The sequence below is a fragment of the Pseudomonas sp. 8(2025) genome (assembly GCF_052665325.1).
This window is the reverse complement of record NZ_JBQOIE010000005.1, coordinates 35,680-59,064: the sequence shown is the minus strand read 5'-3', so window position 1 is coordinate 59,064 and position 23,385 is coordinate 35,680. Positions and strand designations below refer to the sequence as shown.

Below are 23,385 nucleotides of genomic sequence, written 5' to 3'. Positions count from 1 at the left end.
GAAGACTCAGGCGCTGACGTAGACCCAGGCCTGGATGCCCGAGGTCAGGGTCACGCTGACCCGCTTGTAGTCCGAGACTTCATAGCTGTCGGCCGCTGCCAGCTCCTCGGGGGTGATGCAGAACACGGTGCCGGGAATCGGCGCGCTGTCCGCCGCCCCCGGGCGCAGGATCGGGTGGTGGGTCTTGCCGCTGGCCGCCAGCACCTCGGGGTCGGTGATTTCCACCCAGCTCTGTTCGTAGCCAAGCATGGCATCCGCGCTGCCACTCAACTCACGGCCAAAGTTGGCGATCTGCACCGCCTTGTCTTGCAGGGTGCCGTAGGAAAAAAGATAAACCGATGCATCTGTTGCCGAACTCATTCGTCACTTCCTTAACCACGATGATCCGCTTCAGCGGTTGATTTTCAGCCCTTGTCGTTCAGCGTGACGCTCCAGCGCCAGCTCGATCAGGCGGCTCACCAGCTCGCTGTAGCTCATGCCGGTGGCCTGCCAAAGTTTGGGGTACATGCTGATCCGGGTGAAGCCCGGCAGCGAGTTGATTTCGTTGATCAGCACTTCCCCCTCATCGGTGAGAAACACATCGACCCGAGCCAGCCCGGAGCAGCCCAGCACCTGGAATGCCTCGACGGCCAGGGCCCGAATGCGCTCGCTGTGCTCGATGCTGATGTCCGCCGGCACCAGCACCTGGGCCGCCTCCCCGTCGATGTACTTGCTGTCGTAGGAATAGAAACCGTTGCTGACCACGATCTCGCCGCAGCCACTGGCAATGGGCTGGTCGTTGCCCAGCACCGCGCATTCGATTTCCCGCCCACGCACGGCCGACTCCACCAGCACCTTGTGATCGAAGCCCAGGGCCAGTTCCACCGCAGCCTCGTATTCGGCCTCGTTGTCGACCTTGCTCACCCCCACCGATGAACCCTGGTTGGCCGGCTTGACGAACAGCGGCAGGCCGAGTGTTTCCCGGGCCCGGGCAAAACCGTAGCGAGCACGGGTGGCCCGGGTCAGGGTGATGAACGGGGTCACCGCCAGCCCGGCGTCGCGCAGCAGGCGCTTGCTGATGTCCTTGTCCATGCACACGGCCGAACCCAGCACGTCGGAGCCGACAAAGGGCAGGTCGGCCATGCGCAGCAGGCCCTGCAGGCAACCGTCTTCGCCCAGGGTGCCGTGGACGATGGGGAAGATCACATCGACATGCCCCAGCAGTTCCTGGCTGGAGGTTTCCACCAGTTGCTGGCTGGCCTTGCCCGGCACCACCGCCAATTCGCGATTGGACTGGTTGAGGGCGATCAGCGCCGGGTTTTCCTGGTTGATCAGGAAGTTCGAGGTGTCGTTGAGGTGCCAGTGCCCCTGTTTGTCGATGCCGATCAGCACCGGCTCGAAACGCGTGCGATCCAGGGCATCGACGATATTGCGCGCCGACTGCAGCGACACTTCGTGTTCGGCCGAACGGCCACCAAAAATAATCCCGACCCGCAACTTGCTCATGTCTGCTTCCCGTTGAAAAAATGATTGCTGACGGTTCTTCAATTCAGCTGGGGCTGTAGCGCAAATGGATCAGCGCCACTCGCTCCTGCTCCTTGTTCTTGCGCTCTTCGATGGCGAACGGCACAAAGCCCAGCTTCGGATAGAGCAGCAACCCCGCCACGTTGCTGTTGAAGCACGACAGCGTCACCTCGCAGGCCTGGTGCTTGCTGTGGGCGATGTGGATCATCTGCCCGATCAATTGCGCCGCCAGGCCCGCGCCGCGCACCTCTGGGTCGACGATGACATTGCCGATGGTACAGGTGCCGCCCTTGGCCCAGCGGTAGAAGTTGGCAAAGCCCACTACCTGCCCGTCACGCTCGATCACCGTCGAGTCGCTGCGCTGGGCGATGGAGTCGCGCAGTTGCTCGTGGGTCAGTGGCCAGGTGGCGGCGGGAAAGAAGAAATACAACTCCTGGGGATTGCCCACGAAACTGCAGATCCGCGGAATGTCCGCCTCTGCCACCGGGCGAAAAACAACAGCCATGTTCGGTCTCCTGATACGGGGACGGGTCGTCCTTGTTGGGGGCGGATACTGGCCGGCGCAAGGCACCGGCCGTTCAGCGATTGGCCAGCAGATGCCCGCCGAACAGCACATAGCAACCACCGGCCAGGCGGTCCAGCCAGCGCCGGGCCCGGGCATAGAACCCGGCCACCCGGCTGCTGGCGAAAAACAGCGCCACGCAGCAGTACCAGGACAGCGACAGACCGGCCATGGTCAGCACCGCCAGCCCCAGTAGCAGAGGTGGCGGGGAGGCCGGCATCGAAGTGGCAAAAATGGTGGCCACGAACAGCGCCGACTTGGGGTTGGTCATGTTGCCGAGAAAGCCCAGCCGGTAGGCCGAGAACAGGCTGCGCGCAGCATGGCTCGCGCCATCGGTGGTCGGGGTCTCCAGGGCCGGCTTGCGCTTGAACTGCTTGAGCCCCAGGTAGATCAGGTAACAGCCACCGGCAACCTTGAACAACACGAACAGCGCCGGCGCCGCGCTGAACAGCGATTTGATGCCCAAGCCTCCCGCCAGCCCCCAGAGCACGGTGCCGCTGGCCACCCCCAGGGCGGCGAACAGGCCATGGCGCCGCGAACAGCCCGCCGCCAGTTGTGCAGTGGTGAAAAAGTTCGGCCCGGGGGTGATCACCGCCACGCTCCAGAGCAGGGCCAGCGACAACAACGGGGCGAGGTAAACCAGGTGTGAGGCGTACATGGGAACAGATGGCCATGAAGAGGGTCCGGGGGAACGACGCTACTCCACTCGCGCCTGCCCAGGCAACCGCCGATTGGCCTCGCAACCCGGCTCAGGCAGCAAGCCATCGTGCAGCGCCGGAACCCTCCTGCAAGCCGCCCTTCTTCCGGCAGAACCGCTACGGCGTAGAACCGAGGGGCAAGACAGCCAGCGCGCCCCTGAGTTAACGTACGGCCCTTGGTTTCATCCATCAGGACCGTTCCATGGCCAAACCCGCAGCTGTCACCGACTGGGTTCACCGCGCGCCGCCCGCCCGGGGCCTGGAGCGCATCGAGGCGTATTTCGCCGGCCATGGCTATGACATGCACCGCCATGACACCTACGCCATCGGCCGCACCCTGCACGGGGTGCAGAGCTTCCAGTACCGCGGCGGCTGGCGCCACAGCCTGCCCGGCGCCACCATGGTCCTGCACCCCGACGAAGCCCACGACGGCGAGGCCGGCACCCACGACGGCTTTCACTACCGCATGCTGTATGTCGAGCCGGCGCTGATCCAGCAGATCCTCGGCGGCCAGCCGCTGCCCTTCATTACTGGCGGCCTGTCCAACGACCCGCGGCTGTTTGCCGCCACCGAGGCCCTGCTGCGTGGGGTCGACAGCCCCCTGGACCCGCTGGAACAGGAAGACGCCCTGTTCGACCTGGCCCATGCCCTGAACAGCGTCTCCGGGGTCGCCCAATCACGGCAACGTTTCGACTATGTGGCGGCCGAGCGGGCCCGGGAATACATCCACAGTGCCCTGGACCGCACCCTGACCCTGGAGGAACTGGCGGCCCACAGCGGGCGCGACCGCTGGAGCCTGTCCCGGGATTTTCGTTTGCTGTTCGGCACCAGCCCCTACCGCTACCTGAGCATGCGCCGCCTGGACCTGGTCCGCGCGCTGCTGGTGCAGGGCCAGACCCTGGCCAACGCCGCACTGATCGCCGGCTTCACCGACCAGAGCCACATGACCCGGCAGTTTCGCCAGACCTACGGCCTGCCACCGGCGCGCTGGCTGAAGATGCTCGGCCGCTGAGGCCACACACGATCGTTCAAGAAGCCCTGGCCCCTGGCTGTTTACCCTCAGCGCTCATTCATCACTGAGGTGGACCACACCATGCAAAACCCTGCCCCGCAAGACGCCTACCAGAGCATCAACTTCGCCAGCAAACTCGGCCTGTTCAGCGAACACTGGACCCCCAAGGTGATCGCCGAGATGAACGACTACCAGTTCAAGATCTCCAAGTTGCAGGGCGAATTCGTCTGGCACTCCCACGCCGACACCGATGAAACCTTCATCGTGCTCGACGGCCAGTTGTACATCGACTTCCGTGACGGCCGGGTGGCCATCGGCAGTGGCGAGATGTTCGTGGTGCCCAAGGGCGTCGAGCACAAACCCTGGGCCGAGCAGGAGGTCAAACTGCTGCTGATCGAACCCAAGGGCGTGCTCAACACCGGCGATCAAGGTGGCGAACGCACCGCCCAGAACGACGTCTGGATCTGATCCTCACCGCTGAACCTGCGAGACGGAAAAAGGAATTTCTGCCTCTTGAACACAGTCAGACACAGCAACACGTCATCGATCGACTACCCTTGGCCGACCAATGGTGCGTCAAAAACTGTACGTCAGTGCAAAAAGCACAGGTAGAGTGACGCTCTTATTTTTCTGTGCGATGGCTCTAGTGCAGGGACTACAGCCTGGTCCCAGCTTTCGATGACGCCCATGGCGCGTCCATTACCTGTTGCGACCCCTGACCCCTGAATGCCCAAACCGCACCAAGACACCACCGCCCCCACCCTGCTTCAAGACCTGCGCGCCGGCACCGCGACCTTGCACGTGGCCCTGGAAAAGCGCCTGCCGTTCTTCTCCGAGCATCTCGATGCGGCCTGGTACCGGCGCCTGATCCAGGCCTATTTCGGCTTCTATCAGCCCCTGGAGGCGGCCCTGCATGACAGCGGCCTGATCCCTGCCGGCTACGACCCGGAGCAGCGCCGCAAGACCCCGGCCCTGGCCGGCGACCTGCAGGCCCTGGGCCTGGCCCCGGAGCGCATCGACGCCCTGCCCCGCTGCGACCATCTGCCCGCACTGGCCAGCCCCGGCGCGTGCCTGGGCGCCCTCTATGTACTGGAGGGCGCGACCCTGGGCGGGCAGATCCTGCGCCGGGAAATGGCCCAGCGCCTAGACCTGCACGGGGATAACGGCGGGGCTTTCCTCGACGTGTATGGCGCCGCCACCGGGCGGCGCTGGAAAGACTTTCTCGACTACCTGGGGCGCATGCCCGAGGACGCGAGCGCACGACAACAAGTGGTCAGCGCCGCGCAATCCACATTTGCCTGTTTCGAGCACTGGCTCGACAGCCGCGAGGTGCTGCTATGACCCCACAAGACGCCCAAGCCTTCGAACAACTGCTGGCCAACTGCGCCGATGAGCCAATCCGCTCCCCCGGGGCGATCCAGCCCCATGGCGTGCTGCTGACGCTGTCGGAGCCGGAGCTGCGCATCCAGCAGATCAGCGCCAACGTCGAGGCCCTGCTGGGCCAGCCTGCCGCGCAGGTCCTCGGCCAGCCCCTGGAGCAACTGCTGGGAGACACCGACGGCCAACGCATCCGCGAGGTGCTGCAACTGCCGCGGTTGTCCGATGCGCCGCCGCTGCACCTGGCCGTCAATGGCGCGCGCTTCGAAGGCTTGCTGCATCGCCACCAGGGAGTGCTGATGCTGGAGCTGGAAATCCAGCTCGAACACCTGCAGCCCCAGCACCTGAAAGAGCAGACCGAGAACCTGGGGCGCCTGCTGCGGCGCTTGCAGACGGCCAAGACCCTGAATGAGCTGTACGCCATCAGCGTCAGCGAAATCCAGGCGATGACCGGCTACGACCGGGTGCTGATCTACCGCTTCGAAGAGGAAGGCCACGGCCAGGTGATCGCCGAAGCCACCCGCCCCACCATGGAAGTGTTCAATGGCCTGTTCTTCCCGGCCTCGGACATTCCCCAGCAAGCCCGCGAGCTGTACCGCAGCAACTGGCTGCGGATCATCCCCAACGCCGACTACCAGCCGGTGCCCCTGCTGCCGGCGCTGCGCCCGGACACTCAGCAGGCCCTGGACCTGAGCTTCGCCACCCTGCGCAGCGTGTCGCCGATCCACTGCCAGTACATGAAGAACATGGGCGTGCTGTCCTCCATGAGCATTTCCCTGCTCAAGGGCGACCAGCTCTGGGGCCTGATCAGTTGCGGCAACCGCCAGCCGCTGCTGGTGCCCCACGAGCTGCGCATTGCCTGCCAGACCATCGGCCAGGTGCTGTCGTTGCAGATCAGCGCCATGGAAGCCCTGGATATCAGCCGCCAGCGGGAAGAGAAAGTCACCGCCCTGGCCAGCCTCGACCAGGCCATGCGCGACACCCCCGACAGCGTCTTCGACGGCCTGACCCAGGTGCCGCAACTGCTGCTGGACCTGACCCAGGCCGGTGGCGTGGCAATCATCGAAGACAAGCAACTGCACTGCTTCGGTAACTGCCCGCCCCAGGACGAAATCCGCGCCCTGCACCGCTGGCTGCAAGGCACCGGGCACGCGGTGTTCGCCAGCCATCACCTGTCCAGCGTCTACCCGCCGGCGGCGAGTTATCAACAGGTGGCCAGCGGGGTCCTGGCCATGACCCTGCCCAAGCCTGTGGATAACGGCGTGCTGTGGTTCCGCCCGGAAGTGAAGGAAAACATCAACTGGAGCGGCAACCCGCAAAAGCCCCTGGACCTGGAAAACTCCGACGCCGGCCTGCGCCTGCGGCCGCGTACCTCGTTCGAGATCTGGAAAGTGGAGATGGCCGGGATCGCCACCAAGTGGAGCCACGGCGACCGCTTCGCCGCCAATGACCTGCGCCGCTCGGCCCTGGAGCACGACCTGGCGCGCCAGGTGCTGCGCGAGCAACAGGCCGTGCGCGCCCGGGACGAACTGGTGGCGGTGGTGTCCCACGACCTGCGCAACCCGATGACTGTGATCTCCATGCTCTGCGGCATGATGCAGAAGGCCTTCAGTTCCGATGGCCCGCATACCTCACGGCGCATTTCATCGGCCATCGACACCATGCAGCAGGCCGCCAGCCGCATGAACAATCTCCTGGAAGACCTGCTGGACACCTCCAAGATCGAGGCCGGGCGCTACAGCATCGCCCCGCAGCCGCTGGACGTCAGCCAGATGTTCGAAGAGGCCTATTCATTGCTGGCGCCACTGGCCCTGGACAAGGCCATCGACATCAGCTTCCACGCCGAACCGGACCTCAGGATCAACGCCGACCCCGAGCGCCTGTTCCAGGTGCTGTCGAACCTGGTGGGCAACGCCATAAAGTTCACCCCCAAACAGGGCAAGGTCGGGGTGGTGGCGATGTCCGACGGCGAGCAGATCGTGTTCAGCGTGCGCGACTCCGGGGAGGGCATTCCCACCGACCAGTTGCCATTCATTTTCGACCGCTACTGGACCATGAAGGAAGGCAACCCCAACGGCACCGGCCTGGGGCTGTACATCACCCAGGGCATCATCCACGCCCACGGCGGCAAGATCGAAGCCCACAGCGAAGTGGGCAAGGGCAGCGAGTTCCGCTTCAGCGTGCCGCGCGCCAGCCTCTGACCCATAGCCCGGGGCTGGCCATTGGGCCCCGGGCGCTCATTCAGCCGCCTGGGCCACCAGCCAGTCGCGAAACAACTGGCCGCTGGCGGACAGGCGCTTGTGCCGCGGATGCACCAGAAAATCCGCCTGCCCGGTGCGGAACGCCCACTCGCCAACCCGCAGCAACTCGCCCTGGGCCACCAACTGGCTGGCCATGAAATCCCAGCCCAGCCCCACGCCCATGCCCTGCTGCACCGCGCTGAACATCAGGGTCAGCTGGTTGAACCCCAGGGCCCCCGGTGGCGCGCTGTAGTCCAGCCCGAAATGATGGAACCAGTCCCGCCAGTCGATGCAGTTCCACTCCGAGGCGTCCAGCTGGATCAACGGCAGTTCGGCCAGTTGCGCCAGCTCCTTGACCACAGGCAGCTCCAGGCGCCGGCTGACGATGGGGTAGACCATCTCGGCGAACAGCGATACCGCCGCCAGGGACGACCAGTGCCCCGCACCATAGAGAATGCCGAAGTCATGCTCGGCCACGCTGGACTCGTCCATGTCGTTGTTGGCATGGATGCTCACGGTGATGTCCGGGTGCTGCTTGTTGAATGCCAGCAGGCGCGGGAACAGCCAGAACTGCGCCACCGCGTGGGTGCATTGCACGGTGATGGTATTGGCGTCGCGCCCGGCCCGCAGGCGGCTGACGCTGCGCAGCAAGGCTTCGAGCTGGGTGCTGACCTCGACGAACAGCGAGGCGCCGCTGGCGGTGAGCTTCACCCCCCGGGCCTGGCGCTCGAACAGTTCGGTCTTGAGCGACAGCTCCAGGGCACGGATCTGCTTGCTGACCGCGCTCTGGGTCAGGCACAGCTCGGTGGCCGCACGGGTGAAGCTGGCGTTGCGGCCCACCGCCTCGAAGGTGACCAGGGTTTCCAGCGGCGGCAGATGACGGGCGAAGCGGCTCACAAGGCATTCCCCAGGAGAATAGGTAGGTGCCTATATATCCTTTGTCCATCCGGTCAGCAATGACTAGCCTGCGCAGCTTGATGACTAGGTACGAGTGTTTGCATGAAACGTGGAGTTGCTTATGCCGCCCTGGCCGGTGCGGTCTGGGGCCTGGCGATTGTGGTGCCCAGCCTGCTGCCTGAGTTCAGCCCGTTGCTGCTCAGTTGCGCGCGCTTCAGCCTCTACGGTGCATTCTCCCTGCTCCTGGCTGCGCCTCAGGCCCGGGAGCTGCTGCAACGCCTGACCTGGGGCGATGCCGTACTGTTGGTGAAGCTGGCGCTGACCGGCAACCTGATCTACTTCATGCTCCTGGCCAGCGCCATCCAGTGGGCCGGCGTAGCCAGCACCGCACTGATCGTCGGCTTGCTGCCGCTGACCATCACCCTGGCCGGCCGCGGCGATGCCGATGCCGTGCCCCTGCGCCGGCTGCGCTGGCCGTTGTTGCTGGTGTTCGCCGGCATCTGCTGCATCAACCTCGACACCCTGCTCACCGCCCACAGCGATTCGGTGGAACTGGGCCAGCGCGCCCTGGGCCTGCTCTGCGCCTTCGGCGCCTTGCTGTGCTGGACCTGGTTTGCCACCGACAACGCCCGCTACCTCAAAGGCAGCCGTTTCAACAGCAGCCAGTGGTCGACCCTGTGGGGCATTACCACTGGGCTGATGAGCGCCCTGGTCTGGCTGCTGGCGGACGGGTTCTCATTGCCCGGCACCCGGGCCGAGGCCAGCGAGCAGCGCTGGATGCTGTTCTGGGGCCTGAGCCTGTCCAGCGCGGTGCTCGGCTCCTGGTTCGGCAATCGCATGTGGAATGCCTCGACCCGGCGCCTGCCGCTGACCCTGAGCGGCCAGTTGATCGTGTTCGAGACCCTGTTCGCCCTGCTCTATGGCTTCATCTGCCTGCAGCACCTGCCCAGCCTGCTGCAAAGCAGCGCCGCCCTGTTGCTCCTGGCCGGGGTGCTGTGGGCGGTGCGCCGCCACCTGCCACAGGCCCATGGCTGACGCCCTCAGCCCTGGGCCACGGAACAGGCCGGCAAGGCCACTCCAGCCCGGGGCAGGCGCAGCGCCAGCAAGGCCCCGAACAGCGCCAGCAGGGCACTGGCGGCGGTAGCCATCTCGATGCCATAGGCCTGATTGCCGCCGGCGCTCAAGGTGTTGGCCAGGGACACCAGCAGCGCCAGCCCCAGGGCGCCGCCGATCTGCTGGCTGGTGGAAGCCACGCCCGCAGCCACCCCTTGCTCGGACGCCGCGATACCTTGCCCGGCCGAGACCCACATCGAGGTCCAGGTCATGCCCTGGCCGATGCTCATGATCACGATCCCCGGCAGCAGGCCGACAAAGCCGCTACTGCCCGGCAGGGCCAGGTACATCAGGCCGATGCCCAGCGCCCCGAGCAGCAAGCCGCTGACCAGGGTCGCCCGCAAGCCTACGCGCAGCAGGGCCCGCTCCGCGACCCAGATCCCGGCCGTGCACAGCAGGGTCGAGGGCAGGAACGCCAGTCCGCTCTGCAACACACTGAACTGATAGACCTGCTGGAAATACAGGCTGAGGAAGTAGTACTGCACGCCGAAGCTGCTCATGAACAGCGCGGTAATCACCATGGCCATACGCAGTTGTGGATAACCCAGCAGGCGCAGGGGCATCAGCGGGTCGGCGCTACGCTGTTCAAGGCGCACGAACAACCCGAGCAGGGCCAGGGACAACGCCAGGCAGCCCAGGGTCGCCGGGGCGCTCCAGCCCCACTCCGGGCCCTGGACGATGGAAAACACCAGCAGGGTGCCACCCAGGGTCACGGTCAGCGCGCCGCGCAAGTCGAACTGACGGCCGCGCTGGCGCGCAGGGTCGGCGGGTATCCAGTGCCGGGCCAGCAACGCACAGGCCCCAGCCAGGGGCACGTTGACCAGGAACACCGCCTCCCAGCCCCAGTACTGGGTCAGCACCCCGCCCAGCAGCGCCCCCAGGGCCAGCCCCGCCGCCGAGGCTGCGCTCCACACCGCAAAGGCCCGGTTGCGCGCCGGCCCCTCGGCGTACCAGGTGTTGATCAGGGCCAGGGTCGCGGGGAACAGCATTGCCCCGCCCACGCCCTGCACCGCCCGGGCCAGCACCAGCAGCAGCGCGCTGCCGCCCAGACCGCCGGCCAGCGAGGCCAGGGCGTACAAGGACTGGCCGACGATGTAGAAACGCCGCTTGCCCAGGAGGTCCGCCGCCCGTCCGCCCAGCAGCAGGAAACCACCGAAGGCCACGCTGTAGGCACTGACCACCCATTGCAACTGCTGGGCGGAGAAGCCCAGGTGGCTGCCGATTTCCGGCAGGGCGACAAACACGATGGTGGCGTCCAGGGCGATGATCAATTGCGCGGTGGCCAGCAGTAACAGCATCCAGCCCGACGGCTTGGCTAACGGGGTCGCGGACATCGCGAAGATCCTTGTGTGGAAATAACCGGCGGCCAGTGTCATCGATGCCGTTTAAATGATAAACAAGCCATTATCTCTTTCAGTAATGACTTTAATCATGGATCTTAACGCCCTTCGCCTGCTGGTCCGGGTTGCCGAAACCCGCAGTTTCACCCGTGCCGCCGGTGACCTGGGGCTGACCCAGTCCGGCCTGTCCCGAGCCATTTCCCGCCTGGAACAGCAGCTCGGGGTCCGCCTGCTGCAACGCAACACCCGCAGTGTCAGCCTGACCCCGGACGGCCAAGTGCTGGTCGAGCGCGCCGCGCCCCTGCTGGCGGAACTGGCCCATGCCGAACACCTGCTGCTGGACCGGCGCGAATCCCCCAATGGAATGTTGAAGATCAGTACCCCGTCACTGTTCGGGCGCAAGGTGGTGATGCCGGTGATCGGCGAGCTGACGGCCCAGCACCCGGGGCTGAGCATCGAAGCGGTGATGACCGACCGGGTGGTGGACATCATCGATGAAGGTTTCGACGCGGTGGTGCGCACCGGGGTGATCCAGGACCAGCGCCTCATTGCCCGGCCCCTGGCGCCCCTGCGCTGGGTCACGGTGGCGGCGCCAGGCTACCTGGAGCGCCATGGCACGCCCCGGCACCTGGCCGACCTGCAGCAGCACAACTGCCTGGCCGTGCGTAACCTGCGCAGCGGCCGGCTGGTGGACTGGCAGTTCATGGACCAGGGCAAGCCCCTGGACCTGGCCGTCCAGGGCCGGCTGATCTTCGATATTGGCGATGCCCTGGTGGACGCGGTGCTCGGCGGCTTCGGCATTGCCCAACTGATGGAGTTCGCGGTACGCGAAGCCCTGGACACCGGCCGGCTGGTGCCGGTGCTGCAGGAACATGCCGGGCGCAGCCGCGAGCTGTCGCTGGTGTATCCGCCCTCGCGCCAGTGCTCGCCGAAGCTCACCGCCTTTGCCGAGGCCCTGGTTCGGTTGAGCTGGTAGCCGCCTTCAACCGGGCTGGGCGCTGTCGCTCTCCAGGTCCCGGGTCACGCTCAGCAGCAGCGGCTGGGCGACCCTCAGGTAGTCCTGGGTATCGAGCACCATGGAGGCATCCAGGCGCCCGGCGTTGAAGGCGATCTCGCTGTAGCGGGAGGTCAGTTGCGGGTCGACGATCAGCCGGATGCGCGGATCGAAACTCAGCGGAGCTATGGCGCCGATCACGCAACCAGTCAGCTCCCTGGCCAGCTCCGGCGATACCAGTTGCGCCTTCTTGCCCCCCAGGGCCGCGCCGACCTTTTTCATGTCCAGCTTCTGGTCGCCGCTGAGAATCACCAGCCCATACACCTCGTCTGTGCCCTTGAGGCTGCAGAGCATGGCCTTGGCCCCCTGCCCAGGTTCGGTGCCGCGGATCTCGGCAACCCGCGCCGACTGCCCTTCGGCCGGGTGAAAAATCACCCGATAGCGCGCCTGGTGGCTGTCCAGCAGGCTCACCAGTCGTTGGAAAACTGCATGCATGTTCTGTCCTTGGAAAAGTCGCCAGGGGGTTGATTCAAGCATCCGTCGCCACGCCTGACCAGTGGCGGCTACAAGCGCACCCGCTGTGCCAGGAAGTCGATGAACACCCGCACCCGCGACGGCACGTGGCCGCCCTGGCCGACATACAGCGCATAAAAACTTTCCAGCGGCGCCTGGTTGAAGGCTTCCAGTACCGGTACCAGCCTGCCGCTGGCCAGGTCATCGGCGATGGTGAAGGCCGCCAGTTGCGCCAGCCCGGCACCGTGTAGCGCCAGATGGCGCAAGGCTTCGCCGTCGCTGGCCTGCACCCGGCCATTGGGCTGCAGCAGTTGGCTCTCGCCCGCCGCGCCCAGGCGCCAGCCCGGCACGGCCCGCGCGTAGTCGAAACCGAGCAGGTGGTGCGCGGCCAGATCCTCCGGGGTCTGCGGTACGCCACAGCGAGCCAGGTAGGCCGGGGAGCCAACGACAACGCCGCGGGTTTCCCCGAGCTTGCGGGCAATCAACTGCGAATCCGCCAGCGGCCCGGTGCGGATCGCCACATCGGTCTGTTCTCCCAAGAGGTCTACCAGGGCATCGCTGTGCACCAGGTCCAGGGACACCTGCGGATACAGCTGGAGAAACTCCGCCACCAGGGGCGCCAGCACATGCAGGCCAAAGGAGGCGCTGGTGTTGATCCGCACCCGGCCCACCGGAGCCCGGGCGCTGCTGGCCTCACCCTCCACTTCTCGCAGGTCTGCCAGCAGGCGCACGCTGTTTTCATAGAAGCCGCGGCCTTCCGCGGTCAGTTGCAACTGGCGAGTGGAGCGGTTGAGCAAGCGTACGCCCAGGCGTGCTTCAAGCCGCGCCAGCAGCTTGCTCACCGAGGAAGGCGTCACCTGCCTCAACCGCGCAGCGGCCGACAAGCCGCCACACTCCACCACCGCGACAAAGGTTTCCATCTCGGCAAACCGGTTGATCTCGCTGCCCGCCATATGAATTCAACTCACAGATGCTGTTCCGGCCGGCAGTCTATTTCACTCAAAGACCCGACTCTATGCTGGCGATCCCTTTATTCGAGGTATCCAAGATGAGCGTTTCAACTTCCCCGGACCGTCACTTGCTGGTGATCGGCGGCTATGGCGTGGTCGGCACCGCAGTGGTCGAGCTGATGCACCGTACCCCGGGCTGGCAACTGACCACCGCCGCCCGTCGCCGCCCACCGACCAGCCTGCTGGACGGCAGCCCGGCACCGGCGCACATCAGCGCCGACCTGCTGGATGCCGCCGGCACCACCCGCGCCTTTACCGGACTGGGCAGCGTCACCGACCTGGTGTTCTGCGCCTACAGCGAGCGGGAAAGCATGGCCGCCACAGTGGCGCCGAACCTGGCGATGCTGGAGCACAGCCTCAAGGCCCTGCGCCAGGCCGGAGCCAGGTTGCGCCAGGTGGTGCTGATCGGTGGCGGCAAATCCTACGGTGAACACCTGGGGCCCTATAAGACGCCAGCCAAGGAAAGCGACCCGCGCTTCATGGGGCCGATCTTCTACAACGATCAGGAAGACCTGTTGTGGCATGAAGCCGAACGCGAGGGTTTTGCCTGGACGGTATTGCGTCCGGACGGGGTCATGGGCCCCAGCCTCAACTCACCGATGAACATCCTCACCGGCATCGCCAGCTTCGCCGCCATCAGCCAGGCACTGAACCTGCCACTGCGTTTTCCCGGCAGCCTGCAGGCCTGGTCGGCGCTGCACCAGGCCACCGATTCCCGGGTGCTGGCCCAGGCCGTGCTCTGGGCCCTGACTTCACCGAATGCACAGCAGCAGGTCTTCAACGTGACCAATGGCGATCACTTTCGCTGGCAGCACCTGTGGCCACAGATCGCCGGGTTCTTCGGCCTTGCCAGCGCCGCTCCGCAACCGATGAACCTGGGGGTGCAGATGGCCGACAAGGCGCCGCTGTGGGCGCGCATTGTCCAGGAGCAGCAACTGCGCCCCACGCCCTGGGAGCAGATCGCCGCCTGGCCCTTCGTCGATGGCTGGCTCAATACCGGCTACGACATGGTGCAAAGCACCATCAAGATCCGCCAGGCCGGCTTTACCGGTTGCATCGACAGCCACCAGAGCGTGCTCGAACAGTTGCAGCGGCTGCGTGATTACCGGCTGATTCCCTGACTCAGGGCTCGCCGACCAGGGGCAGTTGCCGACCGTCAACGGCGTCACCGATGGTCAGGAAATGCCCGCCCGCAACATGGTGCAGGGTACGCAGCCGGTCGTGCCCGTCGAAGTGCCAGCGCCCTTCGCTGAACACCCGGGCATCGGCCTGGGCGGCAATCACTTCGCCAAGGAACAGGTCGTACTGCTGGTGGTTGTGGGGCTCGGGCAGCAGCCGGCATTCCAGCCAGGCCACGCAACCTTCCAGCAGCGGCGCCGCCAGTTGCTCGCCGGCAAAGGCCTGCAGACCGTAGGCGGCGAACTTGTCGCTACCGCCCTGGCTCAGCTCCAGCCCGGAGCTGTTGCCCAGGCTCTGCACGATATCCACCTGGGCCACGCAAGGCACATTGAGCACGAAGGTGCCCGAGGCCTCCAGCAGTTGTCGGGTCCAGGTGGACTTGTCGAGCACCACGGCGACTTTCGGCGGCTCGAAATCCAGAGGCATGGCCCAGGCCGCGGCCATGATGTTGCGCTGCCCGCCATGGGCTGCGCTGACCAGCACCGTTGGGCCGTGGTTGAGCAAGCGGTACGCCTTGTCCAGCGGTACCGGGCGACGAAGATCGGACATGACTGGCTCCTGAAAAAAACTGCGATTGTAGCCCCATCGCGGCCGCCGGCAGGCAAGGTCATTGGCCGGATTTTCTGGATAATCCGTCCAGCCGCCGACGGCTTATCAACAGCGGTGCAGACACTAGACTCAGCCTTCACCCCAATTGTTGAAGGACCCGCGCCATGACCGATCACTCCCTGAACAACAAAGTCGTGCTGATCGCCGGTGGCGTGAAGAACCTCGGCGGCCTGATTGCCCGCGACCTGGCCAGCCACGGTGCCCGGGCGGTGGCCGTGCACTACAACAGCAACGCCAGCCGGGCCGACGCCGAGGCCACGGTGGCGGCACTCAAGGCCCTGGGTGTGGAGGCCCAGGCGTGGCAGGCCGACCTCACCCGCGCCAGTGCCGTGGAGCAGCTGTTCAACGAGGCCAAGGCGCGCTTCGGCAAGATCGACATCGCCATCAACACCGTGGGCAAGGTGCTGAAGAAACCCATCATTGAAATCAGCGAGGACGAGTACGACCAGATGTTCGCGGTCAATGCCAAGAGCGCCTTCTTCTTTATCAAGGAAGCCGGCAAGCACCTGGAGGACAACGGCAAGCTGGTGACCTTGGTGACTTCGCTGCTGGGGGCCTTCACTCCGTTCTATGCCGCCTATGGCGGCTCCAAGGCGCCGGTGGAACACTTCACCCGGGCCGCGGCCAAGGAGTTCGGTGCCCGCGGCATTTCAGTGACTGCCGTCGGCCCCGGGCCCATGGATACCCCATTCTTCTACCCGGCCGAAGGCGCCGACGCCGTGGCGTACCACAAGAGCGCCGCAGCCCTGTCGCCTTCGAGCAAGACCGGGCTCACCGATATCGAGGACGTGGTGCCCTTCATTCGCCACCTAGTCACCGAAGGCTGGTGGATCACTGGCCAGACCTTACTGATCAACGGCGGCTACACCACCAAGTAATCCTGGCGCCCAAGGGGTAAATTGGCCTGCCGAGCCGCAGCATCGATCGCCTCGGCCGATGCTGCGATCCACTGCCGTCAGGCGCCCCCGAACCAGGATCGTTCAAACGATGGATAAGCTTGAGCAATACCGCGTGTTCATCCAGGTGGCCGACATGGGTAGCTTCATCAAGGCTGCCCATGCCCTGGAACTGCCACGGGCCACCGTCTCTTCCGCCGTGCAGCAACTGGAAACCGGCCTCGGCACCCGACTGCTGCACCGCACCACCCGTCACGTGCAGTTGACCGCCGACGGCGCCATTCTGCTGGAACGGGCGCGGCGCCTGCTGGCAGACGCCGCCGAACTCAACCAGTTGTTCCACCACCGCCAGATAGACGTCAGCGGGCGCTTGAACATCGATGTGCCCAGCCGCATCGCCCGGCGCCTGATCGTCCCCGCCCTGCCCCGATGGCTGGCGCAATACCCCGGCCTGCAACTGGCCCTGGGCGCCAGCGATCGCAGCATCGACCTGGTCCAGGAAGGCATCGACTGCGCGATCCGCGTCGGCAGCCTGGCCGACAGCAGCCTGGTCGCCCGCCCCCTGGGGCAACTGGCGCTGATCAACTGCGCCAGCCCCGCCTACCTGGCCGAACAGGGCGAGCCCCACACCCCCCAGGACCTGCAGAACGGCCAGTGGATGGTCGGTTATGCCTCCCCGGACACCGGCCGCGAGCAGCCCTGGGAATACCTGCTGGAAGGTCGCGAGCACCTGCTGGGGCTGCCCAGCCGGGTGATCGTCAACAACGTCGAGAACTACATCGCCTGCTGCCGGCAGGGGCTGGGGCTGATCCAGGTGCCACGCTTCGACGTGCAGCACCTGCTGGACCGTGGCGAGCTGGTGCAGGTGCTCCGTGAACTGCCGGTGGCGCCCATGGATATCTGCGCGCTATACCCCGACCGGCGCCATCGCTCGCGCCGCCTCAACGTGTTCATCGAATGGTTCGCCGAGCTGATCAAACCGCACCTGGAGGCTTGCTGAACACCCGCGGATCGTGAGAAGAAAGCGCCTTCACGGATTGAGGCACTGGCACCATGACCCACCTGCACATCAGCGCTCCCCACCTCGACGACCTGGATGACCTGCTGGCCTTCGAAGGGGAAAACCGAGCGTTCTTCGAAGCCTCGATCAACGCCCGGCCTGCCACCTACTACTCCCGCGAAGGGGTCGCCGAAGCCATAAACCAGGCGTGCGAGGATGCCGAGGCAGACCGCGGCTATCAGTTCCTGATCCGCGACAACGCTGTGCTGGTGGGGCGCGTCAACCTGCACCGGGTGCAGCGCCCCTACTTCAATTGCGCGGAACTGGGCTACCGGGTCGGCGCCCGCTTCAACGGCCGCGGCATTGCCCGCACTGCGGTGCAGCAGGTGCTGCTGCGCGCCTTCGGCGAACTGCAACTGAGCCGCATCGAAGCCAATGCGCGGCCGCAGAACACCGGTTCGGTGCGGGTGCTGGAAGCCTGCGGCTTCTCTTGCTACGGCCATTCGCGGCGCAGCTTCCTGTTGCACGGCGAGTGGTTCGACCGCTTGCACTACGAGTGCCATGGGCCTGCGCCACGCTAGCAACCCGGGCGTGCGCCCCCAAGACGCACGCCCACGCCCTCAGGCCGACAGCTGGTTGGCGAACTGGCCGACCGCGCTGACCACTTTCTGCGCACCGTCCTGAATCTCGACGATGACCGTGCCGGCCTCCGCTGCCAGGGTCAGGCCCTGTTCCGCCTGCTGCCGGCCCTCGGCCATCAGCTCCACCGCCGAGCGGGCCATGTCCTGGTTCTGGCGCACCACGCCGACGATCTCGTCGGTGGCATTGCTGGTGCGCGAGGCCAGTTGCCGGACCTCATCGGCGACCACCGCAAAACCCCGCCCCTGTTCACCGGCCCGGGCCGCTTCGATGGCCGCATTGAGGGCCAGCAGGTTGGTCTGTTCGGCAATCCCGCTGATGGTCTTGACGATGCTCGCTATCACCAGGGACTGCTCGTTCAGGGCTTCGATGCCGTCCCCGGCCTGCTGCATGCAGGTAGCCAGGTCACGCATCACGTCCAGGGTCTCGGTGACCACCGCCGAGCCGCGCTGGGCGCTGGTGTCGGTCTGTCGGGAGATGCTGTAGGCGATGTCCGCCGCCTCGGCCACCCGTTGCTCCTGGTTCACCTGATCGGTGATCAGGATGGCGAACTTCACCACCTTGTAGAGCTGGCCACTGGCGTCCAGCACCGGGTTGTAGGAAGCGTCGAGCCACACCACCCGGCCCTGGCTGTCGATGCGCTTGAACCGCTGGGCGATGTATTCGCCGGCGTTCAACCGTGCCCAGAACTCCTGGTAGCCGGGCCCTTCGTATTCCTGCGGTTCACAGAATAGGCGGTGGTTCTGGCCCTGGACCTCATCCAGCCGGTAGCCCATGCAGGCGAGAAACCGCGAGTTGGCCGTCAGCACCCGGCCTTGCAAGTCGAACTCGATCACCGCAGAGGAGCGCAGCAGCGCCGCCATCAGGTTTTCATGCTCGCAGGCACTTTCCACCGAAGCGCTCTGGTCGGTGCAGATCAGGTTGTAATGATCGAGCCGCCCGGCACCATCGCGGATCGGCTGCACGCAGACCTGCAGCCAGGCCTCGCGGCCGCCTCCGCGTTGCAGGCGCAATTGGCCGGTGTAGCTTTCGTTGCGCCCCAGGGCCGCCTTGAATTCGCGATACAACGGCACAGCCTGCGGGTGGCGCGAGATGATGCTCTCCAGGGCCACGCCGGCCAGTGGCTGGCCATCGAGTTCCAGGGCCTGGATGAAGTTCTGGTTGGCCCGGCGGATGGCCCCCTCGCCATCGAGTTCGAGATTGAGCACCTGGCTTTCCAGGCAGGCCTTGAATTGCTGCAGAGCGTTCAGCTCGTCGCTCAGGGTGGCAAGTTGCTGCTTCAAACGTTTGTTGAACATGGATACACCGACAGACTAGGAGTGGATACAACAACCCCTAGCCATCGGCGCAGTTTGGGCTTTCTCCAAGCCTCGCAGCGCTTTCCAGATACTTCCTACAAGCCTCTAGGAAATTTCTTGGTTTTTCTTGGGCGCAGCCGTCGCCCGGGGCCCTATCGGTCAGGCCCGAGTGTCTCAGCGTGGGAAATGAATGGCGCCAAGGGCGCCGGGGCTGGCCGATGCCGCCCTGAAATCCACAGTGCCCCGTGGCGGGAGCACTGTGCTGGGGAGCAATCAGGAGGACAGTTGGTTGGCGAACTGGCCGACCGCGCTGACCACCTTCTGCGCGCCGTCCTGGATCTCGACGATCACGGTGCCGGCTTCCGCCGCCAGGGCCAGCCCCTGCTCGGCCTGCAGCTTGCCTTCGGCCATCAGTTCCACGGCTTCGCGGGCCATATCCTGGTTCTGGCGCACCACGCCGACGATTTCCTCGGTGGCCTTGCTGGTGCGCGAGGCCAGTTGCCGGACTTCATCGGCCACCACCGCGAAACCACGTCCCTGCTCACCGGCCCGGGCCGCCTCGATGGCCGCGTTGAGTGCCAGCAGGTTGGTCTGTTCGGCAATCCCGCTGATGGTCTTGACGATGCTGCCGATCACCAGGGATTGCTCGTTGAGGGCGCCAATGCCTTCGCCGGCCTCCTGCATGTGCTTGGCCAGATCGCGCATCACGTTCACCGCCTCGGTAACCACCGTGGTGCCGCGCTGGGCGCTGTTGTCGGTCTGCAGCGAGGTGTTGTAGGCAATGCTCGCCGCCTCGGCCACGGCCAGTTCCTGGTTTACCTGGTCGGTGATCACGGTGGCGAACTTCACCACTTTGTAGAGTTTGTTGTTGGCGTCCATGACCGGGTTGTAGGAAGCCTCCAGCCAGACCACCCGGCCATGAGCGTCGATGCGCTTGAAGCGCTCGGCGATGAACTCCCCGGCGTTCAGGCGTTTCCAGAAGGCCTGGTAGGCCTGGCTGTTGTACTCCTCCGGCTCGCAGAAGATGCGGTGATGCTTGCCCTGAATCTGCGCCAGGCTGTAGCCCATGCTGGAAAGGAAGCGGTCATTGGCCGTCAGCACGTTGCCGTTGAGGTCGAACTCGATCAGCGCGGTGGAACGCATCAGGGCGCCAATCAGGTTCTCGTGCTCCCGAGAGGCCTCGATGGTGCGGGTCAGGTCGCTGGAGAAGATCGCGAAATACTTGATCCGCCCCTCGGAGTCGCGAACCGGCTGGGAGATGGAACGCAGCCAGGCTTCCTGGCCATTGCCGCGCAGCAGCCGCACCGCCCCGGCAAAGTGTTCGCCCCGGGTCAGGGTCGCCTTGAACCGCAGGTGAAACTCATCATGCTTGACGTGTTCCGGGACGATGTCCTCCAGGGCCCGGCCCACCAGATCGCCAGTCTTGTAGAGCATTTCCTGGGCGAAATTGTGATTGACCGACTGAATCCGTCCATCGGCGCTCAGGTTGATGACGAGCATCTCGCTTTCAAGGCTCTCCTTCACTTGCTGAAGGCTCGAAAGTTCTTCGCGTAGAGTCGACAACTCCTGCTTCAAGCGTTTATTGAACATGAGGATGTACCGGGGGGGGCTGAAAAAGTGGACTGCTTTGGGCCTAACATCGGCCCTGAAAGATTTTTCTTAATAGCCATTGAGGCTTGTCTGACAAAAATAATTCCGCAGCCAGCAAGGCCGCGGAATTCGGGCCCGCAGCCGGGGATTTCGCGCAACCAAGGAGCGCGTATAGTCGGCGACGGGAAATTCCAGGGCGATCGACGGAGTTGGACTATGGATGCATCACGCAAGGCACTTTTCCAGCAGGCCGCAGCACAGGTCGGACACAGTTTCGAAGGCGAGATGCGCATTGGCGGCAATTACGTGCCGGCGGTGCGCAATGGCGATGAGGTGTATGTCAGCGGGCAGATCCCGCGTATCGACAATACCGTGATGGTGGTTGGCCGGGTCGGTGCCGAAACCTCCCTGGAGCAGGCCCGGCACGGGGCGCAGATCTGCACCCTGCGGGCCCTGGCGATCCTCGAGCAGATGCTCGGCGACCTGCAGCGGATCAAGCGCATCCTGCGGATCAACGTCTATGTACAGAGTGCGGCGGACTTCACCCAGCAGAGCGAAGTGGCGGACGGCGCCTCCGCAGTCCTCTATTCGATCTTTGCCGACGCCGGCGTACACACCCGGACCTCGGTGGGGGTCTATCAATTGCCCAAGAATGCCTCGGTGGAAGTGGACATGATCGTCGCCCTGCACCCCGGCTCCGGCAACGACTGAGTACAGCCACGCTGGCCGGGCCCACCCCTGCGGGCCCGGCACAGCAGCGCCGGCGGCCCATCAACTGCCGTTGTTGCGGCACTGGCCCATGACATGGTACTCGATGGTCTTGAGCTGGCCGGCGGAATCCTCATACGTCATGCGCGAAGGCACCACCTCGCAGGACTTGATCGGCGGGGTCACGTTGACCACTTTGGCGACATCCAGCTTCATGCCGTAGCGGTACGCCTGCACCACCGGCGCCGGCTTGCCCTGGTTCGCCGCATAGCGCTCCATGGCCTTCTGGTTTTCCACCATGGCCCGGGCGAACGTACGGTCGCCTCCCCCTTCGGCCTGCGCCAGGGAAGCCAGGCTCAACAGCAGCGCGGCGAGACTCAGGTTGATTGCTTTCATCACAGTTTCCTCGTCCAGTTGACGCCAGCGAGGATAAGCAACCGACCCTGTCAGGATGATCGCGGGCAGATTACTTATCTGTAATGGGCGCTGCCGACAGCCCGCCCTACCCGGGATAACCCCCGGCCCGTCGGGGTTTTGGCCCGGGCCCTGGACGGCTTTCTTGCACAATTGTAATGACCGGGTCACCCCGCCGTTATCTGCCGTTTGCAACTATCGACAGCGACTGGGCTGGCGTTGCGACGCCTGCCGGTCGAGCCCAATAAGAACGCCTCTGGCGATATAAAAGTTGATAGCTGCCAACACTCAGGAGCGACCCCCATGCGTATCAATCCCCCCTTGTCCCTGTCCGTGCTCGCTGCGGTACTGGGGCTCAGCCCTATGGCGGCAGTGGCCGCCGAGGAACGGCCCGAAGGCTTTGTCGAAGGCAGCCGCCTCGACCTGCTGCTGCGCAACTTCTACTTCAACCGCGACGACCGCAAGGGCCAGTCCAGCCCCACCGGCAACGGCTATTCCGAAGCCTGGGCCCAGGGCCTGATCGGCCAGTTCGAATCCGGCTTCACCCAGGGCACGGTGGGCTTTGGCCTCGATGCCTTTGCCATGTACGGCCTCAAGCTCGACTCTGGCACCGGCCGCAGCGGCGGCGGTGGCTCCTTCGGCATGCTGCCGCTGAACCACGACAACCGGCCCGCCGACAGCTACGGCAAGGCTGGGGGGGCGGTGAAAATGCGGGCCCTGGATACCGTGGTGAAAGTCGGCGATGTGTTTCCCAAGACCCCCGTGGTGCACTACGGCGACTCCCGCCTGCTGCCGGAAAGCTTTCGCGGGGTGACCCTGGAGAACACCAGCATCGACGGCCTCAACCTGCAGGGCGGCCGCCTGCATGCCATGAGCCAGCCCGACAGCAGTGGCATGCGCGATGGCTTCGCCACCTTCTACGCCGGCAAGGTGGACTCGCCCTGGGTCGGCTACTTCGGCGGCGACTACCGGCTCAACTCCAATCTCAACTTCAGCCTCTACAGCAGCCGCCTGAAGGACGCCTGGGACCAGTACTACTTCGGCGTCGCGGGCAACTACCCGCTGTCCGACCAACTGAGCCTGTTCAGCGGCTTCAACTATTACAAGGCCGTCGATGAAGGCAAGAAGCTCCTGGGCGAGCTCGACAACAACATCTGGAGCGCCAAGGTCGGAGCCACCTACGGCGCCCACACCCTGGCCCTGTCGCATCAGCGCAACAACGGCAACGACGACTTCGACTACCTGCGCCAGTCGGACTCGATCTTCCTCGACAACTCGATCCAGTACAGCGACTTCAACTCGCCCAAGGAACGCTCGTGGATGGTCCGCTACGACCTCGACATGCAGCCCCTGGGCATTCCCGGCCTGTCGTTCATGACCCGCTACGCCCGCGGCAGCGGCGCCGACTACAGCCACGCCAACTCGGTGTACATGCGCCGCGATGCGGCAGGTGACCCACTGACCGACCAGCGCCGCTGGGAGCGGGATATCGAAGCCAAGTACGTGTTCCAGGGCGGCAGCCTCAAGGATCTGTCCCTGCGCATCCGCCAGGCGACCATCCGTTCCAGCCAGTTCGAATCCGACCTGGAAGAGTTTCGCCTGATCGTCGAGTACCCCCTGGCCCTGCTCTAGAGAGCGGCTCCGGGCAGGCGCCAGGCCTGCCCGGTGTTAAAACTTCTTCACAGACTCATGCCTTTCAGAACTGTAATATCGGCCTCACCTTCTCGTTAGGTTGGCCTTCATATACTCCCGGACACACTGGCAGCCACCGTGTTTTTCACGGCCGCCCAACG

General features: G+C 65.1%; 22 protein-coding genes and 4 pseudogenes. 12 read left to right on the top strand and 14 right to left on the bottom strand.

Translation table 11 applies throughout. The annotated features are described in order from the left end of the window. Positions 1-6: 6 nt before the first annotated feature. From ACUXVH_RS11830 to ACUXVH_RS11815, 4 genes are all read right to left on the bottom strand, one after another. Positions 7-360 (bottom strand): gamma-glutamylcyclotransferase family protein, encoded by a 354-nt coding sequence (locus tag ACUXVH_RS11830; protein ID WP_445494919.1) that lies wholly within the window; start codon positions 358-360, stop codon positions 7-9. 30 nt (positions 361-390) lie between these two features. Then, on the bottom strand, positions 391-1,485 hold the full coding sequence (ddlA, locus tag ACUXVH_RS11825) for a D-alanine--D-alanine ligase (protein ID WP_011063436.1): 1,095 nt from the start codon (positions 1,483-1,485) through the stop codon (positions 391-393). A 43-nt stretch (positions 1,486-1,528) separates the two neighbouring features. After that, the gene (locus tag ACUXVH_RS11820; protein WP_445494917.1) at positions 1,529-2,008 is read right to left on the bottom strand and encodes a GNAT family N-acetyltransferase; all 480 of its coding nucleotides are present in this window, start codon (positions 2,006-2,008) and stop codon (positions 1,529-1,531) included. Positions 2,009-2,081: 73 nt separating this feature from the next. Then, the gene (locus tag ACUXVH_RS11815; protein ID WP_053153815.1) at positions 2,082-2,723 is read right to left on the bottom strand and encodes a LysE family translocator; all 642 of its coding nucleotides are present in this window, start codon (positions 2,721-2,723) and stop codon (positions 2,082-2,084) included. Positions 2,724-2,965: 242 nt separating this feature from the next. On the opposite strand from ACUXVH_RS11815, the gene ACUXVH_RS11810 reads away from it, so the two are divergent. The 4 genes from ACUXVH_RS11810 to ACUXVH_RS11795 all read left to right on the top strand — a co-directional run bounded on the left by ACUXVH_RS11810 (position 2,966) and on the right by ACUXVH_RS11795 (position 7,353). Next, complete coding sequence (locus ACUXVH_RS11810; RefSeq protein ID WP_047285399.1) at positions 2,966-3,775, top strand: AraC family transcriptional regulator; 810 nt, start codon at positions 2,966-2,968, stop codon at positions 3,773-3,775. Positions 3,776-3,856: 81 nt separating this feature from the next. Further along, positions 3,857-4,243 carry a cupin domain-containing protein gene (locus tag ACUXVH_RS11805; protein WP_011063440.1) on the top strand — a complete coding sequence of 129 codons (387 nt, stop codon included), beginning with the start codon at positions 3,857-3,859 and terminating at the stop codon, positions 4,241-4,243. A 258-nt stretch (positions 4,244-4,501) separates the two neighbouring features. Continuing rightward, positions 4,502-5,116 (top strand): biliverdin-producing heme oxygenase, encoded by a 615-nt coding sequence (locus ACUXVH_RS11800; RefSeq protein ID WP_041119872.1) that lies wholly within the window; start codon positions 4,502-4,504, stop codon positions 5,114-5,116. Beyond that, entirely contained in the window at positions 5,113-7,353 is a 2,241-nt protein-coding gene (locus ACUXVH_RS11795) for an ATP-binding protein (RefSeq protein ID WP_445494913.1), read from the top strand. Before ACUXVH_RS11800 ends, ACUXVH_RS11795 begins: the two co-directional genes overlap by 4 nt. A gap of 36 nt (positions 7,354-7,389) precedes the next feature. On the opposite strand, the gene ACUXVH_RS11790 is transcribed toward ACUXVH_RS11795, so the two are convergent. Then, positions 7,390-8,289 carry a LysR substrate-binding domain-containing protein gene (locus tag ACUXVH_RS11790; protein ID WP_011063443.1) on the bottom strand — a complete coding sequence of 300 codons (900 nt, stop codon included), beginning with the start codon at positions 8,287-8,289 and terminating at the stop codon, positions 7,390-7,392. A gap of 102 nt (positions 8,290-8,391) precedes the next feature. On the opposite strand from ACUXVH_RS11790, the gene ACUXVH_RS11785 reads away from it, so the two are divergent. Next, positions 8,392-9,324, top strand: a complete 933-nt coding sequence (locus ACUXVH_RS11785; RefSeq protein WP_011063444.1) for a DMT family transporter — start codon at positions 8,392-8,394, stop codon at positions 9,322-9,324. A 5-nt stretch (positions 9,325-9,329) separates the two neighbouring features. On the opposite strand, the gene ACUXVH_RS11780 is transcribed toward ACUXVH_RS11785, so the two are convergent. Beyond that, entirely contained in the window at positions 9,330-10,736 is a 1,407-nt protein-coding gene (locus ACUXVH_RS11780; RefSeq protein WP_015637015.1) for an MFS transporter, read from the bottom strand. 97 nt (positions 10,737-10,833) lie between these two features. Between ACUXVH_RS11780 and ACUXVH_RS11775 the strand changes: the two genes are divergently transcribed. Further along, positions 10,834-11,718 carry a LysR family transcriptional regulator gene (locus ACUXVH_RS11775; protein ID WP_445494909.1) on the top strand — a complete coding sequence of 295 codons (885 nt, stop codon included), beginning with the start codon at positions 10,834-10,836 and terminating at the stop codon, positions 11,716-11,718. A 6-nt stretch (positions 11,719-11,724) separates the two neighbouring features. On the opposite strand, the gene ACUXVH_RS11770 is transcribed toward ACUXVH_RS11775, so the two are convergent. Both ACUXVH_RS11770 and ACUXVH_RS11765 read right to left on the bottom strand, forming a co-directional pair. Beyond that, the gene (locus ACUXVH_RS11770; RefSeq protein ID WP_011063447.1) at positions 11,725-12,231 is read right to left on the bottom strand and encodes a YbaK/prolyl-tRNA synthetase associated domain-containing protein; all 507 of its coding nucleotides are present in this window, start codon (positions 12,229-12,231) and stop codon (positions 11,725-11,727) included. 68 nt (positions 12,232-12,299) lie between these two features. Further along, positions 12,300-13,202: a LysR family transcriptional regulator gene (locus ACUXVH_RS11765; protein WP_445494907.1), complete on the bottom strand. Its 903-nt coding sequence runs from the start codon at positions 13,200-13,202 to the stop codon at positions 12,300-12,302. A gap of 95 nt (positions 13,203-13,297) precedes the next feature. On the opposite strand from ACUXVH_RS11765, the gene ACUXVH_RS11760 reads away from it, so the two are divergent. Further along, positions 13,298-14,380: an SDR family oxidoreductase gene (locus ACUXVH_RS11760; protein ID WP_445494905.1), complete on the top strand. Its 1,083-nt coding sequence runs from the start codon at positions 13,298-13,300 to the stop codon at positions 14,378-14,380. Between the two features lies 1 nt (position 14,381). Here ACUXVH_RS11760 and ACUXVH_RS11755 read toward each other — a convergent pair whose 3' ends face one another. Next, positions 14,382-14,987: a flavin reductase family protein gene (locus ACUXVH_RS11755; RefSeq protein ID WP_011063450.1), complete on the bottom strand. Its 606-nt coding sequence runs from the start codon at positions 14,985-14,987 to the stop codon at positions 14,382-14,384. A 164-nt stretch (positions 14,988-15,151) separates the two neighbouring features. On the opposite strand from ACUXVH_RS11755, the gene ACUXVH_RS11750 reads away from it, so the two are divergent. The 3 genes from ACUXVH_RS11750 to ACUXVH_RS11740 all read left to right on the top strand — a co-directional run bounded on the left by ACUXVH_RS11750 (position 15,152) and on the right by ACUXVH_RS11740 (position 17,524). Next, positions 15,152-15,925, top strand: coding sequence for an SDR family oxidoreductase (locus ACUXVH_RS11750; protein ID WP_015637019.1), 774 nt, complete (start codon positions 15,152-15,154; stop codon positions 15,923-15,925). A gap of 109 nt (positions 15,926-16,034) precedes the next feature. Then, positions 16,035-16,943, top strand: coding sequence for a LysR family transcriptional regulator (locus tag ACUXVH_RS11745; protein WP_019093558.1), 909 nt, complete (start codon positions 16,035-16,037; stop codon positions 16,941-16,943). A 53-nt stretch (positions 16,944-16,996) separates the two neighbouring features. Beyond that, positions 16,997-17,524 (top strand): GNAT family N-acetyltransferase, encoded by a 528-nt coding sequence (locus ACUXVH_RS11740; protein WP_015637021.1) that lies wholly within the window; start codon positions 16,997-16,999, stop codon positions 17,522-17,524. Positions 17,525-17,563: 39 nt separating this feature from the next. Here the strand turns inward: ACUXVH_RS11740 and ACUXVH_RS11735 are convergent. The 4 pseudogenes from ACUXVH_RS11735 to ACUXVH_RS11720 all read right to left on the bottom strand — a co-directional run. Then, a pseudogene (locus ACUXVH_RS11735) lies at positions 17,564-17,998 on the bottom strand (methyl-accepting chemotaxis protein); the annotation flags it as partial. Positions 17,999-18,103: 105 nt separating this feature from the next. Next, a pseudogene (locus ACUXVH_RS11730) lies at positions 18,104-18,880 on the bottom strand (PAS domain-containing protein); the annotation flags it as partial. A 273-nt stretch (positions 18,881-19,153) separates the two neighbouring features. Next, a pseudogene (locus tag ACUXVH_RS11725) lies at positions 19,154-19,588 on the bottom strand (methyl-accepting chemotaxis protein); the annotation flags it as partial. Between the two features lie 111 nt (positions 19,589-19,699). After that, positions 19,700-20,470 (bottom strand): annotated as a pseudogene (locus ACUXVH_RS11720) (PAS domain-containing protein); the annotation flags it as partial. Positions 20,471-20,686: 216 nt separating this feature from the next. Between ACUXVH_RS11720 and ACUXVH_RS11715 the strand changes: the two are divergent. Further along, positions 20,687-21,181, top strand: coding sequence for a RidA family protein (locus tag ACUXVH_RS11715; RefSeq protein WP_011063456.1), 495 nt, complete (start codon positions 20,687-20,689; stop codon positions 21,179-21,181). A 60-nt stretch (positions 21,182-21,241) separates the two neighbouring features. Here the strand turns inward: ACUXVH_RS11715 and ACUXVH_RS11710 are convergent, their stop codons facing one another. Next, positions 21,242-21,574 carry a DUF2790 domain-containing protein gene (locus tag ACUXVH_RS11710; RefSeq protein ID WP_445494901.1) on the bottom strand — a complete coding sequence of 111 codons (333 nt, stop codon included), beginning with the start codon at positions 21,572-21,574 and terminating at the stop codon, positions 21,242-21,244. Positions 21,575-21,895: 321 nt separating this feature from the next. Between ACUXVH_RS11710 and ACUXVH_RS11705 the strand changes: the two genes are divergently transcribed. Next, on the top strand, positions 21,896-23,224 hold the full coding sequence (locus ACUXVH_RS11705; protein WP_015637023.1) for an OprD family porin: 1,329 nt from the start codon (positions 21,896-21,898) through the stop codon (positions 23,222-23,224). Positions 23,225-23,385 lie beyond the last annotated feature (161 nt).

Bases quoted from the DNA above. Each gene is read 5' to 3' on its own strand.
- ACUXVH_RS11820 (WP_445494917.1), bottom strand. From the start codon at position 2,008: ATGGCTGTTGTTTTTCGCCCGGTGGCAGAGGCGGACATTCCGCGGATC.
- ACUXVH_RS11795 (WP_445494913.1), top strand. From the start codon at position 5,113: ATGACCCCACAAGACGCCCAAGCCTTCGAACAACTGCTGGCCAACTGC.
- ACUXVH_RS11740 (WP_015637021.1), top strand. From the start codon at position 16,997: ATGACCCACCTGCACATCAGCGCTCCCCACCTCGACGACCTGGATGAC.
- ddlA (WP_011063436.1), bottom strand. From the start codon at position 1,485: ATGAGCAAGTTGCGGGTCGGGATTATTTTTGGTGGCCGTTCGGCCGAA.
- ACUXVH_RS11745 (WP_019093558.1), top strand. From the start codon at position 16,035: ATGGATAAGCTTGAGCAATACCGCGTGTTCATCCAGGTGGCCGACATG.
- ACUXVH_RS11715 (WP_011063456.1), top strand. From the start codon at position 20,687: ATGGATGCATCACGCAAGGCACTTTTCCAGCAGGCCGCAGCACAGGTC.
- ACUXVH_RS11805 (WP_011063440.1), top strand. From the start codon at position 3,857: ATGCAAAACCCTGCCCCGCAAGACGCCTACCAGAGCATCAACTTCGCC.
- ACUXVH_RS11800 (WP_041119872.1), top strand. From the start codon at position 4,502: ATGCCCAAACCGCACCAAGACACCACCGCCCCCACCCTGCTTCAAGAC.
- ACUXVH_RS11775 (WP_445494909.1), top strand. From the start codon at position 10,834: ATGGATCTTAACGCCCTTCGCCTGCTGGTCCGGGTTGCCGAAACCCGC.
- ACUXVH_RS11770 (WP_011063447.1), bottom strand. From the start codon at position 12,231: ATGCATGCAGTTTTCCAACGACTGGTGAGCCTGCTGGACAGCCACCAG.
- ACUXVH_RS11750 (WP_015637019.1), top strand. From the start codon at position 15,152: ATGACCGATCACTCCCTGAACAACAAAGTCGTGCTGATCGCCGGTGGC.
- ACUXVH_RS11755 (WP_011063450.1), bottom strand. From the start codon at position 14,987: ATGTCCGATCTTCGTCGCCCGGTACCGCTGGACAAGGCGTACCGCTTG.
- ACUXVH_RS11705 (WP_015637023.1), top strand. From the start codon at position 21,896: ATGCGTATCAATCCCCCCTTGTCCCTGTCCGTGCTCGCTGCGGTACTG.
- ACUXVH_RS11710 (WP_445494901.1), bottom strand. From the start codon at position 21,574: ATGAAAGCAATCAACCTGAGTCTCGCCGCGCTGCTGTTGAGCCTGGCT.
- ACUXVH_RS11830 (WP_445494919.1), bottom strand. From the start codon at position 360: ATGAGTTCGGCAACAGATGCATCGGTTTATCTTTTTTCCTACGGCACC.
- ACUXVH_RS11760 (WP_445494905.1), top strand. From the start codon at position 13,298: ATGAGCGTTTCAACTTCCCCGGACCGTCACTTGCTGGTGATCGGCGGC.
- ACUXVH_RS11780 (WP_015637015.1), bottom strand. From the start codon at position 10,736: ATGTCCGCGACCCCGTTAGCCAAGCCGTCGGGCTGGATGCTGTTACTG.
- ACUXVH_RS11815 (WP_053153815.1), bottom strand. From the start codon at position 2,723: ATGTACGCCTCACACCTGGTTTACCTCGCCCCGTTGTTGTCGCTGGCC.
- ACUXVH_RS11785 (WP_011063444.1), top strand. From the start codon at position 8,392: ATGAAACGTGGAGTTGCTTATGCCGCCCTGGCCGGTGCGGTCTGGGGC.
- ACUXVH_RS11765 (WP_445494907.1), bottom strand. From the start codon at position 13,202: ATGGCGGGCAGCGAGATCAACCGGTTTGCCGAGATGGAAACCTTTGTC.
- ACUXVH_RS11810 (WP_047285399.1), top strand. From the start codon at position 2,966: ATGGCCAAACCCGCAGCTGTCACCGACTGGGTTCACCGCGCGCCGCCC.